This window comes from Ligilactobacillus animalis KCTC 3501 = DSM 20602, from assembly GCF_001434535.1.
Taxonomy (GTDB): Bacteria; Bacillota; Bacilli; order Lactobacillales; family Lactobacillaceae; genus Ligilactobacillus; species Ligilactobacillus animalis.
On sequence record NZ_AYYW01000022.1, the window covers coordinates 1 to 17,552 of the forward strand.

Here is a 17,552-nt window from a genome sequence, read left to right on the forward strand (position 1 = left end):
ACAACTTGAACATTGTCTCCAAAGAAAAGCTTTAAGATAAAGCCTTTCGATAAAAGAAGCGTGATCTCCGAGCGAGACCACGCTTCTTTTTACATATCGTGACGATTTATGACGAATAAATGACGAGTTAGGACAAATATTAGGAGATTGGTGCGTCCCGGGAAATAAATTGAGGGAAGTACCCAAACCACCCTAACTACCCAAACTATCTAGCCGCTTCACTCTTTATATACCTTAAAGTAGGTTAACATAATATGAATTAAAAATTCAAAATTTTACTAGATATTTGTTTCCTATATAATAGAATTATAGAAAAATAATAATGTTGACTGGAGTGCTAAAATGATAATCACTGAAATTGAAGATAGAATTACGGATATTATTCATCACGATAACCACGATGAATTCATTTATGATTTCCTGTCTATCTACGACTTCCCTAAAGCAACAATAACAAAATTACGTAAAGGGACTAATAATCTCGCTAAAGAATCAGGTGCAGTTTATCTCAAAAACCGTCTATACTACCATCAGGTTGTAAATGATGGTCAATTAATGCAAAGGTTTGTAGAGCTTAAACAAAAAGTTAATGAGTTAAATGCAAAACCTCGTTATATTATGGTGACAGATTTTGAAAGTGTCCTTGCTGAAGACACTAAGACAGGTGATACCCTTGACGTCGAATTTGAGCGGTTACCACAAAAGTTTGAATTCTTTTTAGCTTGGAACGGAATTGAAAAGGCTGACTTTGATAAAGAAAATCCAGCTGATATTCGCGCAGCCGAACGGTTTGCTAAACTCTATGATGTAGTGATCAAAGATAACCCAGATGTAAGTCGTCATGGATTAAACTTATTTCTAATTCGGATATTATTCTGCTTATTTGCTGAAGATACTGATATCTTTCAGAAAAATATCTTCACTAATCGGATCAAAGCATTAACTAAAGAAGATGGATCGGATTTAGATAAATTTTTTCAGGATCTATTTGGTGTCTTAGATGTAAACAAAGATAACCGTCCGAGTGATACACCAAGTTGGCTGGATGACTTTCCATATGTTAACGGTGATCTTTTTAAGGAACAACATGAGTCACTTAAGTTTACTACTCTTTCTCGGAAATTAATTATTGATGCTGGCGAAAAATTAGAATGGGATCAGATTAATCCAGATATTTTGGGATCGATGATTCAGGCAGTGGCCAGTGAAGAAAGTCGTAGTCATTTAGGAATGCACTATACTTCTGTACCCAATATTATGAAGGTTATTAAGCCCTTATTCCTTGATGATTTACGCCAATCATTTGAGGAAGCTAAGGGGAGTGAGACAAAACTAAATAGTCTATATGACCGTATTGGTGAGATCAAATTTATGGATCCAGCTTGCGGATCAGGTAATTTCCTAATCATTACTTATAAAGAATTGCGACTATTAGAAATAGATATCCTTAAAGAACTGAATGCAATGGGAATTGCTACCATGTATGTTCCTTCGGTTACTTTGGATCAGTTCTATGGGATTGAGATTGATGATTTTGCCTGTGATGTGACACGACTTTCCCTATGGATTGCTGAACATCAAATGAATAAGCAATTGCAACAAGAAATCGATAATGCGGTTCGTCCAACCTTGCCATTACAGCATGTTGGGGCAATTATTTGTGATAATGCACTGAGAATTGACTGGAATGAAATAATACCCCATACAAAAGATGATGAGGTATATTTATTTGGAAATCCACCTTATTTAGGAGCTCGTAACCAAGATGAATTGCAGAAAAAAGACTTAGCACTGGCTTTTAATGATAGTCAAGTTGTGAAAAAGCTTGATTATGTTACTGGTTGGTTTTTAAAGGCATCGAAATATATAAACGATACAAAGGCAGAATGCGCATTTGTTTCTACTAATTCCATTACTCAGGGAGAACAAGTGCAAAGACTATGGCCTCATCTATTAAAGGACAAGGTAACTATTCATTTTGCACATACATCTTTCTTGTGGTCTAACAATGCTAAGAATAATGCAAATGTATTTGTAATAGTGGTTGGACTAAGTGGAATACAGCACAAAAAAAATTATATTTTTAAGGGCCAATCTGTAAAAGCCGTAAATAATATAACACCTTATTTAACGGAGGGAGATAATGTTGTTATTTCTTCAAGTAGTAAACCATTATTTTTAGATTCCTTGGCATTACGTGGATCAAGCCCTACAGATGGTGAGGGAGGTTTTATTTTATCTAATGATGTATACAATGAGGCGATAAATAAGTACCCTGAATTAAAACAGATTTTACGTCCTTACCAAAATGGTAAAAATTTTATAAATGAAATAAAAGAATACTGTATTTGGCTTCCTAATGAAGAGCTTTATAAGAAATACAAAGATAATCCATTTATCCATCAGCGAATTGAAGCAGTTAGAAATTCACGTTTGCAGAGAAAAGATAAGTCGTTAGCCAGAGTACCGTATAGGTTTCAAGTAATACAGAATAAAGATGAAGGTGCATTATTCATTCCTCAAGTATCATCGGGAAACCGTAATTATATTCCAATGGGATTTGTAAATAAAGATGTGATAATTGCAGCTCCAAATTTTGGTATTTATGGCGCTCCAATTTATATGTTAGGTCTACTGATGTCACGAATGCATATGACATGGCTTAAGGCTGTAGGTGGACGGTTAAAAACAGATTTCAGATACTCAAATAGATTGTGTTTTAATACATTTCCAGTAAAAAATTTCGAATCACGAAGGTTAAGAGAGATTGAAGAAATAACTTGGAAAATTCTAGATATTCGTGAAGAGGAAGGGGGTACTCTAGCTGACTTATATGGTTCACCGCTAGCTCAAAAGAATCCTAAGCCAATGAATCCACGTTTATTAGCGGCTCATCAAGAACTGGATAAGGTTGTTGATCGTGCTTATCGTGATCGCTCATTTAAAGATGATAATGAACGATTGGCATTACTATTAGACATGTATAGTAAGAAAGTTAATGAGGATAAGTAAATGAAAGATAGAAATGTAGTTGAGGTCAATTATCACCGAACTGGAAAAAGTACTAATACAAATGAACTTGGAATGCGAGAAATGCAAGCGCGCGTATACCAACATAGAAATTCAAAGTATATTTTAGTTAAAGCTCCACCAGCGTCTGGCAAGTCGAGAGCGTTGATGTTTGTAGCTTTAGATAAGTTGGCTAATCAAGGAGTAAAAAAGGTTATTGTTGCAGTTCCCGAAAGATCGATCGGTAGTTCATTCAAGGATACTGACTTAGTTAAATATGGTTTTTATGAAGACTGGAAAATCAATTCTAAATATGATTTAACGACAAATGGTGGATCAGAAAGCAAAGTTAAACGACTCAAAGAATTTTTACGTGCTGATGATGGTCGTATCTTGATATGTACTCACGCCACGTTGCGTTTTGCATATCAGGAAATAGAAGATGATAGTGAGTTTGATAATGTAATGATCGCAATCGATGAATTTCATCACGTATCGTCGGATGATAGTTCAGTATTAGGTGATGCTTTACGAAATATTATGCATAATTCGGAAGCTCATGTTCTAGCAATGACTGGTTCATACTTCCGTGGAGATTCTGCTCCGATCTTATCTCCAATGGATGAGCAGCAGTTCGATAAGGTCGCCTATACTTACTACGAACAGTTGGATGGTTATCAGTATCTAAAATCTTTTGGGATAGACTATAAGTTCTACCAGGGGCGTTATACAGATGCCTTGGATGAAGCCTTAGATACGTCTAAAAAGACGATTATTCATATTCCAAGTGTTAACTCTAGTGAGTCAACTAAGGATAAATATGATGAGGTTGATCGTATATTTGATGCAATCGGTGATGTTGACCATCAGGATACAAAAACTGGTGTTTACTACATTAAAAATAAAGATGGAAAAATGTTAAAGGTTGCTGACCTAGTTAATGAAGATGGCCGAGAAAAGATCGCAGAATACTTACGGACACTAAAAGGTTCTGAAGACTTGGATATCATTGTGGCCTTAAATATGGCTAAGGAAGGATTTGATTGGCCTTGGGCTGAACAAGCATTAACAATTGGCTATCGTCGTTCTTTAACTGAGATAGTTCAGATTATTGGGCGTGTTACCCGAGACAGCTCTAATAAAAATCATGCTCAGTTTACTAATATGATTGAACAACCTGATGCTAATGATGGAGAAGTTCAATATGCAGTTAATCAGATCTTAAAAGCTATCACAGTTTCTTTACTGATGGAACAAGTATTAGCACCAGAGATCCATCTCAAACGACGAAAGCATAAGGATCAAAAGCCAACCGGTGAAACTGATATCTTGATCAAAGGTCTAAAGGAACCGTCAACAAAACGGGTCCAAAGCATCATTGAGAATGATCTACCCGACTTAAAAGCAGCTATTTTACAAGATGAATCAGTTAAGAAGGGTATTATGGCCAATGTAAATGCAGAAGTAATGAACAAAGAATTGGTACCCAAGGTAGTTATGACTCGTTACCCTGATCTAAGTAACGATGAAATTGAACAAGTCAGTCAATATGCAATTGCTGATACTATTTTGCGCCATGCTAAGGTAGAAACTACACAAGATGATAAAGGAAACTCTAATCAATTCTTGCGAATGGCTGATAAGTTCATCAATGTTGACCAGTTAGATATCAACTTGATCGAGTCTATCAATCCGTTCCAAAGAGCTTATGACGTAATGTCACAAGACATCGATAGTAATACTCTGCGAATTATCGAACGATCAATTGACGCGCATAAGTACGATTTTACAGATGATGAACTAGTTCAACTATATAAGAATGCTAAGGTGTTTGTTATCGAAAACGGTAGACATCCAAGTAAAGAGTCCAATAATGAAGAAGAAGTTAGAATGGCGTATGCATTAGCTAAGATTGAAGAGCTTAGAGTAAGGAGGTCACAGGCTAATGGATAAAAATCGATCTATTCATTCTTTAGAGGATATCTTTAATGACCCTGATTCTCAGGAATTATTAGTAAAAAAGCCTATTATTAAGCCGAAAACTAGTTATGATCCTGATGTTGAAAATTTTAAAGAAATTACTGAATGGATCAGAAAACATGATGGTAAAGAACCCGAGAAAACTCATGATATGTCACGCTTCGAGGAACGGCGGTTAGCTAGTCGTTTGAAGGGATACCGTAGTCGTGAAGATATGATTGAGCTACTTGAACCATATGATGAATTAGGCTTGCTAAAAGCTGGCGATGACCACATATCATTAAAAAATCAAGTTAAAACTGAAAAACAAGACTTTGCTTCGCTAGATGATATCTTAAGTGATGACTCAGCATTATTTGGTAACACAAATAATACGATCAACAGTAAACTATTTGATACTCAGAAACTAAATGAGTTTAAGCGTGAACAGGAAAATAGACCAGAAAATAAGTCTAAGCGTAAACGGATGGAGAACTTTGCCCAATATGAACCGCTCTTTAAAAAGGTACAAGCCGAATTAGCATCAGGTGTAAGAAATTTGGTGGACTTTAAGAGTAATCAGATCGAATTACATGGGTTTTATGTGTTAAATGGGCAGTTATTGTACATTGAATCTATTGGTTCAGAGTTCGAAAGCAATACCCGGAGCAGTAATACTATTGATGCTCGGGTTCATGTTATTTATGAAAATGGAACTGAGAATACACCATTAAGAAATGGCTTGATCGCGTCATTATATGGCAGTAAAAAACGTCATGGATACGGGAAGATAGTTACGGAACCAGAAGATTCTAATCTAGAGCTAACTAGTGACGACCAAGTAACCGGTTATATCTATGTTCTTAAATCTGAGAGTAATAATCCTGAGATCAAGAGGATTCAAGAGGATTATCCCCTTTATAAGGTAGGGGTTACAAACGGTTCAGTGAAAAAAAGAATCGCCAACGCTGAGAATGAGTCCACATATCTATATGGTCCAGTAAAAATATGTGAAGAGATCCAGGTCATTAATATAAGTTCAGAAGCCCTTGAAACGGCTATTCATCATGCACTATCTAATTATCAGCTTGATATCGATATCAAGGCACCAAATGGTAAGATCATCCATCCTCGCGAATGGTTTACTGCTGATCTTGAAACAATTAATGACATAGTAAACGGTATTATCGCAAAACTAAGAATAAGTTGAGAAATAAAAGTATTTAGTTCTAAGACGTAATCAAAGTAATTTTCAAATATATATTTTAATTATGAGCAAGCTACTATAATGTGGCTTGCTCTTTTTATTTTGCATTGATTTCTAAATAAAGGAGAGGGCCAAATTTGGAGAAAGAAGTTGTCAAGTTCATAAGATTGAAGCAGGAACGTATTAAGATAGAAGGTTGGGAGCAACTAAGCGCAAGTGCTATTTCAACACCGTATGACACAGCAAATTTAGTAGAACCATTTTTAAAAGAAGCAGACCGAGAGATGATGTTAGTTATTGGATTGGATACGAAGAATAAACCCACAGTTATTAGCATAGTTGCTATAGGTACGCTCAATCAATCGACTGTTTCAACAAGAGAAGTGTTTAAGCCGTTACTACTATCTAATTCGATCAGATTTATCGTCGTTCATAATCATCCGTCGGGTAATACGAACCCATCAAAGAATGATCTTAAGTTTACACATAAATTAAAGAAAGCAGGTGACATGATGGAGATTTATTTATTGGATAGCATTATTTACGGTGATAGCATTAGAAGTTTACTAGCAAATGACTGGGGAGGTATTGATATTGATAAAATTTAAAGCAGCTAAAAGAGCTTTGATACTTGAACTTGAGTTATTGATGGATGTAGTTGTTGATGATGAAAACACGGTGTATGAGACTATTCATTTAGAACGGGAAGAGCTTGATAATGCGGTCATAGACCTAATACCAAGCACACAGGAGATAGTATGTGTTACAAGTTTTTCAGTTGATGATGTGATTGGATTTATCATAGCCGATAAGCAAAATAACAATGCATATGGTATAGGTTTTATCGATTGTGACAATCAATTAAAGAAGTGGGAGGTGTAAAAATGGAGGTATGGATTAGGATCTTGATCGAAGCAGGTATTGCTATAGGAACAGAGATAATCAAAGGATTAGGAGACGACTAATATAAATGAATAACCCAAACAAAAAGACCAGATTGGCTAACGTGCTAATCTGGTCGTTATTATTTGTACGGGTTATTTTTTTTGCAAGGTTAATCTTAAGAAAGGCAGAGTTACTAAGTATTCGACTTGTTAAAGGATCACCAATTATAACTATCATAGTCGTAAAAATTAATAGCAAATTGAGCCAGTTCGTATTCCAGGTTAATACGATAAATTTTATCAGAACGGCGGATCGGTGTACCAATCAGTGCGGCCCCAGGAAATAATGAACTGAGATAGGTGTTAACTTTATCAAGATCATTATTTGTTATTTGGTGGTATTTTGTGTAGTACTTCCAAGAGTTACTACGATCAGGAGTAGATTTGGAAAGGATCGATTTAACCGCAATATAGGTATCGAGCCATACAGAAAAGGCAGTATCTACCTCATCACAATCTTCTACGAAAAACATAGGCCACAATTCATCAGGCCATTTACTTCGTTTGTGAACTGATGCTTTTAACTTTTTAAAATTTGGGAATTCCTTACCGAGATTTACTGCATAAGACCTGATATTTTTACCTTTTTTAGTGATAAAAGCGTTCTGCAAAAAGAAAAAACTTAAATCATTAAGTAACTGACCCATAATAGAATCTTGGATAGCCTCTTTCATAGTGTTAGTAACGCCTTTTGGGATAATCTCCCCTTTTGTGTAGGGTCTAAATATGTTGATACCATTCTTTTTCACATAGTCCGCTATTCTTTTTGAAAGCCTAGGCCTGAAATCTTCTCTAAAATACTTCCAAATCTCATGGTCAGAAGGCTTAAGATAGTGAAAGACAATAAGTTCAGGTATGATAAGTGATTCGATCAAATCAAAATTATACCTCAATATATAGCCATCCTTGACTGTTACATGCTTGTCATTCATAGCTATAATTTCTCTCTCTATAAGTTGTTCTTTTACATCGTGGAATTGTCGTCTTAGAGATATATATACTGAACTACAATCCAAAGTGCTTACTGCGTACATATTTGATTTTTTAATAGAGAAAGAATTTGGGATTTCTGTTCCGTAATCAGATGATAAGATTTCTTGACTTATACGTATAATTTTCCCAAGTGAAAATTTTAAATCAGTTTTTTTCATATTATCAACCTCCCTGCTCTTATTTTACTAAATTATTCGGTAAAATCAATAAAATCGCTATTTAACGCGGTTATATATCATTTAAATTATTCAAATTACCAAAAATTGCGTCAACATATAAAATAAAAACTGTTGAAAGGTGTTAGAGAAACGTCTGACGTAGTCTTTATCACCATTCAACAAAAAACACCTATGACCTGAAAAGGTCTTAGGATCCCAAAAGCCTTTTCGGTATACAAAAACGTAAAGAAATGCTTTTGAGTAGATCTTTGAAAACTGCATAAAAATGGAGGGATTATCCACATGTTAACAATTGATCAATTAGCGTCAATACCTATCTGTGATATTTGTCGTTTATGCGACTTTGAGGAGAGGTGGTCATCTCGGTTATCTCGATCCGATATTTTTGATCTTGCCTATAAGTTAATCAAAGAAGTTCCAGCATTAGAAAAACTGGTTGAACTTGAATTGAAAATGGTTCCTGTAATACAGGACTTAAACAATCTTCAGGTCAGGTTCGACTCTAAAAAGTGGACCGCCTCTTTAGCACCTATTTCTGAAAGAATCGAGGCCTTAGTCAACTACTTTGGTATTAAAGGTGTCGAAAATGTCAACTTTTCAGAATTTTCAGATCAGTTATGCAAGCTAAGTGGCTTGTCGTTTGAAGACTTAAATGGTAAGACCAAATTAGTTGAAGAAAGACAGATTTTAGCACGCGAACTGTATCGAAAAAGTTCATTTATGAAAAGATACGCAAAGATCGCATCAGATAACAAGTTATCTGGCCACTATGTTTCATACAGTGCTAGTACAGGTAGGATGAGTTGTTCTAAAGAACCGTTGATGTCATTGCCTAAAAATATGTATAACTTCTTGCTTCCCAGAGATTTGTTCAGCATTTGGCGGATGGATCTTAAACAAGCTGAACTACGCATAGCTAGTGCCTTAAGTGATTGTGAAAACATACAGGCGACACTTGCAAAAGGCAATGATATCTATGCAGACTTTGCCCAACAATTCTTAACTAATGAAAGTGACCAGAGTGTGGCACATAAGTTGGGAAAAAATTGTTGATCCCATATCTTTATGGGGCAGGTGAGAATACACTTCGAAAAAAATTGAATGAATGTATTCCTTCGGTGCAAGACAATACGAACATTAGAGAGATCATTTCAAAAACATATCCAGAATTGGATCTGAAGTTAGAGTCCTTCGCTAATACTCCAAATATCAGATATACAGCATATGGTATAGCACCTGTGGTTTCTTCGGAACCAACGAAACCACAGCTAATGAATTTACCTATTCAAGGTGTGGGTGCTGTGATCATCAAGAGACTACTCTTGAGGTTACGTGATAGTGCAAAATACCATGTGCTCATACCTAGACATGATGAAGTTATAGTTGAGGTACCCAATGATATCGACGCCGTAACAGTTAAGGCGGAGTTATCGAAATTGGCGCTAGACGCCGTGAAAAGCATAGTAAAAAACTATGTAATAGAAAATTTTATAACAATTGAAAGGATGGATTGCAATGCGATTAAGTACAATTAACGAAACCAACGTCATTAGAAACTTTGACGGAAAATATGTTGATATGGAGGTTACCGGGGCTTTGTGGAGAACAGTAGCAACAAAAGGTAACCACTATCTAGTTTTATGGATAAAAGAACGAGGAACAGGGAAACGATTTGATAATCCCGTCTTTATCTTTTCAGAAAAAGTGATGAGTGAAATCATAGAAAATGTTGGTAGAGAAAAGTATCCAGACCAAAATGATCCTGATGTATCAGAGGATGATATCGTAGGGTTGAAGTTTAATGCGAAGATCTCAATTGGGCATAACAAATCAGACAACTCAAATAATTCAAGAGAATTTGCAACAGTAAATGAGTTCAAACTAGATTCTAGTCAAGACGAACCTGTAGCGGTTGTTGATCAAACGATTACTAACTTTAAGGAGTTCAATCAAAACACTGGGAGTGGTGAAATACCAGCAGATTATGTCTTTCCTGAAGAAGAAGTTTCTTCTCCTGTAGTACACACTGAAAATGAAGTTGAGGTTGATCCGCTTTCGAAGCAAATGGAAGAACTTGAGGCAAAAGTTAGCGCGACAGAAGAGTATGAGGCAATGCGAATGAATACTGCACATAATCAGTTTCAAAATCCGATGCAAAATTCAACGCAAGTCCCAATGCAAAACTCAAATCAAAATTCTGTATACGATCCATTTGAAGGATATAAACAGACTACTACGGACTTTAACGAATTTCCTGATGAAAGTAACAAGAATAATGGAGGTATCGAAAATGACTAACAATTCTCCAAAAACAAACAAGAGTCCTATTGCTGAACTAAAAGAAGCAATGGCTCCCTATATTGATGATCCAAAGAGTGATTTTAACGCATATATTGTTAGTAGGTTAGAAGGAACTAATGCGGTTATAAATATTAGTGATAGACAATTGAGCGAATATATTACGCGAAAAGTTGGTGAAAACCCAACATATGAAAGCGTAGTGGATTTCTTACAAAAAACAGTAAATTTGATAAGCGTTGATGACGAGATCCATATCTATGACGTCAAAGAAGGAATTTATGTCCCAACGAAGAATTATGAAGTAGGTAGAATACTTATTGGAGTATTGAGAATCATTGCTTTTGGATGGAAATCTGGTTTCGAGAGTGAGGTGATTCAATTACTCAAGCGCAAGGTGCCCCACTATGAAAATTCTGATATGAATAAAAAAGTTTTCATGTTTAAGAATAATGCGTTGGACCTAGAAAGTTTGCAACTTGTACCGTTTGACCCAAAATATCTCGCCACGCAAAAAAGTCAGGTTGATCCAAAGGCGGGTGATACACCTGTATTTGATGAATTTCTATCATCAACATTTAACGGAGATGAAGATAAGATAAGGTTTGTTTGGTTCTGGCTGGCAGTACATCTTCAGATCGATCGGGCTTTCAATATCTTAGTCTTTATGTATAGTTCTGGCGCAAGTGGTAAATCCACTTTGCTTAATGTGATAAAAGCAATATTAGGTGTAGCAAATGTTACCGGAACATCGATTAAAGACTTTAATGGTTCATTTGGTCTAGAAAGCATGATCTCTAAGTATGCATGGATCTTAGAAGAATCAGGGCCAACAATTAATGATTTTGCTAATTTAAAGTCTTTAGCTGAAGGGAACACACTGTCCGTCAATCGAAAAAATAAGCCGATTATCGAGGTAGAGTTTAAATTAAAAATTACTCTATCTTTTAATCAACTTCCGGTACCGGAATTGACTGTCGGTTTTAGTCGACGCTTAGTTTTATTATCATTTCCAAATACCTATATTGATGGAAAAGCTGATTTAAACCTTAGTGAAAAACTTAGAAAAGAACAAGATTCGATCGCCTATGAGCTAATAGCGTGTCTTAAAAAGTTAAAAACAGTATATGGCTACGATCTCTCAAAGGTTGTTGCCGGTAAGGTAAAGGAGGAAACTCAAGATTATCTAGATGGGGCGAGAAGTCCGGTCTACCTATTTTTAAAAGAAAAATGTACAAAAAAAATAGGTGAACGCACTTCTAGATCTGATATCTTAAATAGTTTCAACGATTTCTTAAATGAAGCCAATGCTAATTCTAAGGGCTTTAGTAAACCCAAGAGGTTTTGGAGGGAGTTTACAAAGCAATATCAGGAAATATATGGTAGCACGCCATCATTCAGTAAGTCTGGCATAGAATACGTTGATGATATTACTTTAAAGTAAGAGGTGATTTTTATTGAATGATAAAATCTTGACTATAAATGGTGCTGCCAAGTTATTGGGAGTCCGGCGTTCTGTTATCGAGGAATTACTAGAAGACCCTAAACTACCCAGACTATTTGTAGGCACATCACAACAAGTTCGACTAGTTCAAAGCCAACTGATAACATATATCAGAGAAAGAGGTATCAACTGGTACGACTATGTTGTGTGACTAATATTTGAGAAAAAAGGCCCACTACGGGTCTTTTTCTGTATAAACACAAGGAGGATATAATGTCAGTAATTAAGAAGACTGAATCGGGTGGCTTCACAGCTCAATTATCTATTGGTAGTGGTAAAGGACGTATACGTCAAAATAAGACTTTTACCACTAAACGTGAAGCACTAGAATGGCTAGCGCAACAACAAGCGGTTTTATCTGGCCCAAAGGCATTGATGTATCAGAGGGAAATGACAGTTCTTGGGTTTTACGATTTATGGATCGATACTAAGAAAATAAATCTATCAAAGAATACATTGAATTCGTATTTTGCAACAAAAAAACGACTTTCGCCATATTTTAAAACTGTAAAGATTACTAAGATCAGTCACCAACAGCTTCAAAATGTATTCACAGTTATGTCAAAAAAATATAGTCATGAGACCTTACGTAAAGATCTAGGTCACCTTAGATCGATGATACGTTACGCAATGCATATTTCGGTGCTAACTACAAAGATAGATCCTACTGAAGGTATTGTGATCGGTGGGACTGACTTAAAATGTCCTAAGACAGCAGATGATAAGGTTATCCCACTTGCAGAGTTTAAAAATATTAGAGATCATTTGAAGAAGCATGAAATAAGTAAGAACGATAATCATGAACGTAATTTATTAGGTATATCGATCGCGGTTGCTACAGGTTTAAGAGGTGGTGAAGTCTTAGCATTACGTTTTAAAGACATTGACTTTGATAAATGTTTTTTGACTGTGAACCATTCATGGGCAGATGAACTAGTACAACCTAAGACAAGATATAGTTACCGTAAAGTACCGATTCCCAAATGGTTAGTCCATAAAATAAAAAAATGGGCAGCACTAAGGCATACACCGTTAAACTCAGACAAACAAGTTATGTTGAGGTCAGATGGCACAATCGGAAGAGTGACGTCATTGACCGCATCGTTCAAGAATTTACAGAAGAAACTAGGCTTTTTAGGCTCCCATTCATTGCACCATATACGTCACACGATAGCATCCCACTTACTTGATAAGGGTGTAAACATTGTCACTGTCTCACGCTTACTTGGACATTCAAGTATTCGGATCACAGAAATATATTATCTTGGTTTAGTAAATAAGGATCAAGTCGATGAGAGAAGAAAAGTATTAGGATTACTTTGATTAGGGAGTCTGGGTAGTTAGGGTGGTTTGGGTACTTCCCTCAATTTATTTTCGCTGTATCTAAATTGATTTTAAATATATATTTTTATTTTGAAGAAGCTTTAGGAGTAGTAACTTCTAAGGCTTTTTTGATTATAAAAATATATGGAGGTGCCTATTATGGCAGATAAGAAAAGTAAGACAACGATAGCTACTGCTGAGGTTTTGATTGAAAAGAAAGTAAAAGACAATAATACGTACTGGACAAAATACACTTGGGACAAAGATAAACCTGTTGTTTTAGTATTAGCTAACTATCCGGGAAAACTTGATATTTTAGAAGAAGACCTAACAACGATGCTTATCAAAAATGAGGTATATCGTTTGGGTGACTATGGTACAGTCGTTATTGCTAACTTATTCACTAAACCTATTTCACGTAACATTGCTAGTGAACGAACATTGAGTGAGGCTTATGAAATCGATTCTATGTCAGAGATAGTTAATGTAACTAAAGAGGTAGATAAGGTTATCATTGCAGTTGGCTCACTTACGAATAGATTCCAGATTGCAAGTGACAGGTTAGCAATGTATGGTCAAATGTGTAGTGACGAGGGACAATTAGATAAGATCGTTGAACTAGCTAACGGACAACACGAACCAAAACATCCATTAGCATTACAAGGGGATAATTGGACTCTCACCCCTTGGACTTTTGACTGGGAGAACCCGCCTAAAGCACGTAGTAAGAAGAAAGTAGCTGAAAAAGATGAGTAGGATCGTAAAACGAGATAAAGGTTATTTTGCTGAGTTTACCAAAGGAGCTGGTAAGAAGCGCTATCGTAAACAAAAGACATTCCAGAAGAAAAGTGATGCCCAAGATTGGTTGGTAGAAATGGAGCATAGTTATCTTCAAGGGAGTGTATCACCAAGGGCCGATATGTCATTTGCTGAATACTATAAACAGTGGATAACAATGTATAAATCCCCGATCGTTTCGGCTAATACAATTGATGGTTACAGGTCTTCACATAGTAGAATAAGTTCAAATCGACTAGGACAGATAAAACTTAGAGATCTTACTCGTGATGATATTCAGATATATTTTAACAACTTGAATAAGAGTCACGAGACTGCACGTAAAGATCTAAATAGGATAAGAGCTTGCTTAAGAGACGCATTCAATGACGGTATAATACAAAGGAATCCCAGTGCTGGCAGTATAAATATTATAGCTGATCCTAACTTAACTAAGGGAAATAATCGTAAGTTTATGGCTATTAAGGATTTTAGAAATCTACAAAAGTATCTATTAAATAGTAGCTATAATCTATTAGATGTAAATAGAGTTATCTTATTTGTTATATCACAAACAGCTATGCGTGTAGGTGAATGCTTAGCACTAAAAGAAGATGATATCGATGAGATAAATTGCACTCTAAGAGTTGATGAATCTTGGGATAGTCACCATAAAGTGTTAAAGCAACCAAAGACTCAAAATAGTATTCGAGTATTACCAGTATCACGTGAGGTAATGAACAAGTTAACTGAATGGGTAAGATACCATCGCAAAGAGTTGTTTAAACGTGGGATACACAACAAAAATAAGTTGATCTTTCTGAATTACAAGAGTAAGTTACCTATGGCAGCAAGTATAAATACCACCTATAAGAGACTCCAACAAAATTTAGGCTTGACCGGAGTCTTTTCAACGCATACTATGCGTCACACAATAGCTAGTATGATGTTGAATTCTGGGGAGATATCACTTGTATATATATCAAGATTTCTTGGGCATTCAAATATATCTATTACGCAAAAGTACTATATCGATTTATTACCAGATCAAGTTACAAATGAAGATAAAAAGGTGGTGAAGCTTTTAGCATTTGCATAGGAAAATAAAGCTTTGACGGCTTTATTTTTTTTGCTTTACATATAATAAAAATAGAAGGTTGCCTGCTCTTTAAAGGACGTTTGAACTTAAATATAGTATAATTACATTGAGACCAATTTATAATTGGGATGGCATTTGCTGTATAGTGAATGCTCTGTATTTTTTTGTTATTTCTATTCAATATACAAGATTTGAATAACTTTTAAGGGGTGGGGCAAAATGGGATTAATATCACAATTATTTGGTTTGGAATTTGATGATCTATTTAAAGATCCCGAAATTGAAGGTAAGAAGAAGGGCTATGAAAGAGCTGCTAAAGAATACGAACCAACATTTCAAAAAATAAAAAATGAATATGAGGTTACTAAAAAGATACTTGAGAACGAAACCGCATCTTATAATGAAAAAGCTGATGCTTTGATAAAAAGATTAGAGGATTTAGAGAGAAAAGAAGAGATTTTAAGAAGACAGGTATACAGAAAATATAAAGGGAAATCTGACGTTCAAGACTACGAGTATGGGGCTACTACAGCAATGCTTCATATAGATGTAATTGGATTTTTTCTTGATAGGAATCAAAAATTTAACGAAGCAGAAAAGCAGGGATATCTTGAGGCAAAAAAAGTATATGAGGCTAAAATTGCAAAACTAAAGAGAGACTTAGCAATCTTAAAAAATAAAGGCAATTTAGAAATACAAAAGCTACTCAATATGATCTATGATGTTTTGAATGTTATTGCGGATGAACGGATGAAGATTGCAGAGTTAGAAATGTTACTTACAGGAGATTAACATGAATAGTGAAGAATTTAGAAATAGAAAAAATAAAATAGTAGATAATCTAAATGATACGATCGATTCGCTTGAAAAAGGTTACCAAGAAACGGGCCGAGTGCAAAATATCGTTAAAAATACTCCAAAGATCTTAGAAGATTTAGACGAACAATTTTGTAAGAAGACGGGTTTGACTAAAATAGATGCCACACTGCTGTTTTTAGCACTAGGATTACAGATTGCAAGACAGTACCTGCTTTCTAATGAGAAAGGACGTTTAGACTCTTATCAAGGTGATAAATTAGTCGATTCCGCACTCTCTTTAGCTCCACCTGATTGGAAGGAAGTCCTTACACAAGGCGTTCCATATGATGCTATTAAGACCGGATCACATATTTCTGATACGGGAATAGGTGGGACAACGCATCGCTACCGCACACTAGGTCATGATCCGATTTTTGGTTGGATTTTTGGTACAGCTAATATAATGACTAATTCTTTGACTAAAACGAACTTTGAAACTTATCAAGTGAAGGATATGCAAATAGTTCGGCATTATCCTTTAGGCATAGCGGGGATGTTTAATAATGCAGTATCATACTCTATGAATGATCCTAAGTTATTAGCAGTTTCTGTGGTTAGACAAGCAATTCACTTTGGGAGTGATTACTTTACAACGCAAGGATTACCAGTTCCAATTATTTCAACAGTAAATAATGAACTTGCGGGGAAAATGCTCTCAGAGTGGCATATTGATATGTGGAGTATAACAAGAGGAATGACCTTAGCGACATTTATCAACCAGTTGATCACGATTATTCACAAACTATTCTATAACGGGAAAAGTGAAAGTGATCGTAAACTATATGAGGTACGTACAAGAAAGATTATCAATTATTCGAATCTTATTGCAACATCTAGTAATATCGCAGTAGTCGCTATTACTCGTGACTTTCGAAAACTTGATATTGGTGGTATGGCAGTCACCATCTATAACTTAATTACTAATGCAAAATTCATTAGGGAGGTAAAAGAAGAATTTATCTTTGGAAGTTACCGTGATATGATCATGAATGATAATGTATAGAGTCTCAATATTTGCTAATTTCAGCCATGGTCAAAGATGTCTTCCCTAAAGTTATCCTTACACATCATAACGTTTCGTAGCGTGTAGTTGACGAACTGATGACGAACAAATAAGTAGTCTAAAAGTTACTTTTTTATTGATATGATGGGCTTTCTAGTATCTCTGGGAGATCCATTCTGGGAAGACAACATCGCTCCAGACTTGTTGGATGGCAAGAACGTTATCGTTGCCGCACACGGTAACTCATTACGTGCCTTGACAAAATACATTGAAAACATCTCTGATGAAGACATCATGGACGTTGAAATGGCAACAGGTCAACCAGTTGTTTATGAATTGGATGACAACTTGAACATTGTCTCCAAAGAAAAGCTTTAAGATAAAGCCTTTCGATAAAAG

At 35.5% G+C, this 17,552-nt stretch carries 16 protein-coding genes and 1 pseudogene; 16 read left to right on the forward strand and 1 reads right to left on the reverse strand.

Features of this window, described 5'->3' with window-relative positions:
• Positions 1-342: 342 nt before the first annotated feature.
• From FC30_RS03580 to FC30_RS03600, 5 genes are all read left to right on the forward strand, one after another.
• Positions 343-3,012 (forward strand): class I SAM-dependent DNA methyltransferase, encoded by a 2,670-nt coding sequence (locus tag FC30_RS03580; protein WP_010688254.1) that lies wholly within the window; start codon positions 343-345, stop codon positions 3,010-3,012.
• Positions 3,013-4,962: a DEAD/DEAH box helicase gene (locus FC30_RS03585; RefSeq protein WP_010688253.1), complete on the forward strand. Its 1,950-nt coding sequence runs from the start codon at positions 3,013-3,015 to the stop codon at positions 4,960-4,962.
• The gene (locus FC30_RS03590; RefSeq protein ID WP_010688252.1) at positions 4,955-6,178 is read left to right on the forward strand and encodes a GIY-YIG nuclease family protein; all 1,224 of its coding nucleotides are present in this window, start codon (positions 4,955-4,957) and stop codon (positions 6,176-6,178) included. The genes FC30_RS03585 and FC30_RS03590 overlap by 8 nt, the downstream gene beginning before the upstream one ends.
• 134 nt (positions 6,179-6,312) lie before the next feature.
• Complete coding sequence (locus FC30_RS03595) at positions 6,313-6,783, forward strand: JAB domain-containing protein (RefSeq protein ID WP_202812825.1); 471 nt, start codon at positions 6,313-6,315, stop codon at positions 6,781-6,783.
• The gene (locus FC30_RS03600) at positions 6,770-7,057 is read left to right on the forward strand and encodes a hypothetical protein (RefSeq protein WP_010688267.1); all 288 of its coding nucleotides are present in this window, start codon (positions 6,770-6,772) and stop codon (positions 7,055-7,057) included. The genes FC30_RS03595 and FC30_RS03600 overlap by 14 nt, the downstream gene beginning before the upstream one ends.
• 220 nt (positions 7,058-7,277) lie before the next feature.
• On the opposite strand, the gene FC30_RS03605 is transcribed toward FC30_RS03600, so the two are convergent.
• Entirely contained in the window at positions 7,278-8,270 is a 993-nt protein-coding gene (locus FC30_RS03605) for a hypothetical protein (RefSeq protein WP_010688266.1), read from the reverse strand.
• A 303-nt stretch (positions 8,271-8,573) separates the two neighbouring features.
• Between FC30_RS03605 and FC30_RS03610 the strand changes: the two genes are divergently transcribed.
• From FC30_RS03610 to FC30_RS03660, 11 genes and pseudogenes are all read left to right on the forward strand, one after another.
• Complete coding sequence (locus FC30_RS03610; RefSeq protein ID WP_010688265.1) at positions 8,574-9,344, forward strand: DNA polymerase; 771 nt, start codon at positions 8,574-8,576, stop codon at positions 9,342-9,344.
• Complete coding sequence (locus tag FC30_RS03615) at positions 9,338-9,826, forward strand: DNA polymerase family A protein (RefSeq protein WP_010688264.1); 489 nt, start codon at positions 9,338-9,340, stop codon at positions 9,824-9,826. The genes FC30_RS03610 and FC30_RS03615 overlap by 7 nt, the downstream gene beginning before the upstream one ends.
• The gene (locus tag FC30_RS03620) at positions 9,807-10,589 is read left to right on the forward strand and encodes a hypothetical protein (protein WP_010688263.1); all 783 of its coding nucleotides are present in this window, start codon (positions 9,807-9,809) and stop codon (positions 10,587-10,589) included. The genes FC30_RS03615 and FC30_RS03620 overlap by 20 nt, the downstream gene beginning before the upstream one ends.
• Positions 10,582-12,033, forward strand: coding sequence for a DNA primase family protein (locus tag FC30_RS03625; protein ID WP_010688262.1), 1,452 nt, complete (start codon positions 10,582-10,584; stop codon positions 12,031-12,033). The genes FC30_RS03620 and FC30_RS03625 overlap by 8 nt, the downstream gene beginning before the upstream one ends.
• A 13-nt stretch (positions 12,034-12,046) precedes the next feature.
• The gene (locus tag FC30_RS03630; RefSeq protein WP_010688261.1) at positions 12,047-12,244 is read left to right on the forward strand and encodes a MerR family transcriptional regulator; all 198 of its coding nucleotides are present in this window, start codon (positions 12,047-12,049) and stop codon (positions 12,242-12,244) included.
• A gap of 62 nt (positions 12,245-12,306) precedes the next feature.
• The gene (locus FC30_RS03635) at positions 12,307-13,416 is read left to right on the forward strand and encodes a tyrosine-type recombinase/integrase (RefSeq protein ID WP_010688260.1); all 1,110 of its coding nucleotides are present in this window, start codon (positions 12,307-12,309) and stop codon (positions 13,414-13,416) included.
• Positions 13,417-13,575: 159 nt separating this feature from the next.
• On the forward strand, positions 13,576-14,172 hold the full coding sequence (locus FC30_RS03640; protein WP_010688259.1) for a DUF1643 domain-containing protein: 597 nt from the start codon (positions 13,576-13,578) through the stop codon (positions 14,170-14,172).
• On the forward strand, positions 14,165-15,292 hold the full coding sequence (locus FC30_RS03645) for a tyrosine-type recombinase/integrase (RefSeq protein ID WP_010688258.1): 1,128 nt from the start codon (positions 14,165-14,167) through the stop codon (positions 15,290-15,292). Before FC30_RS03640 ends, FC30_RS03645 begins: the two co-directional genes overlap by 8 nt.
• A gap of 219 nt (positions 15,293-15,511) precedes the next feature.
• A complete protein-coding gene (locus tag FC30_RS03650; protein WP_010688257.1) occupies positions 15,512-16,084 on the forward strand; it encodes a hypothetical protein in 573 nt (190 codons plus the stop codon).
• A gap of 1 nt (position 16,085) precedes the next feature.
• A complete protein-coding gene (locus tag FC30_RS03655) occupies positions 16,086-17,153 on the forward strand; it encodes a hypothetical protein (protein ID WP_010688256.1) in 1,068 nt (355 codons plus the stop codon).
• Between the two features lie 171 nt (positions 17,154-17,324).
• Positions 17,325-17,531 (forward strand): annotated as a pseudogene (locus FC30_RS03660) (2,3-bisphosphoglycerate-dependent phosphoglycerate mutase); the annotation flags it as partial.
• Positions 17,532-17,552: the final 21 nt, after the last annotated feature.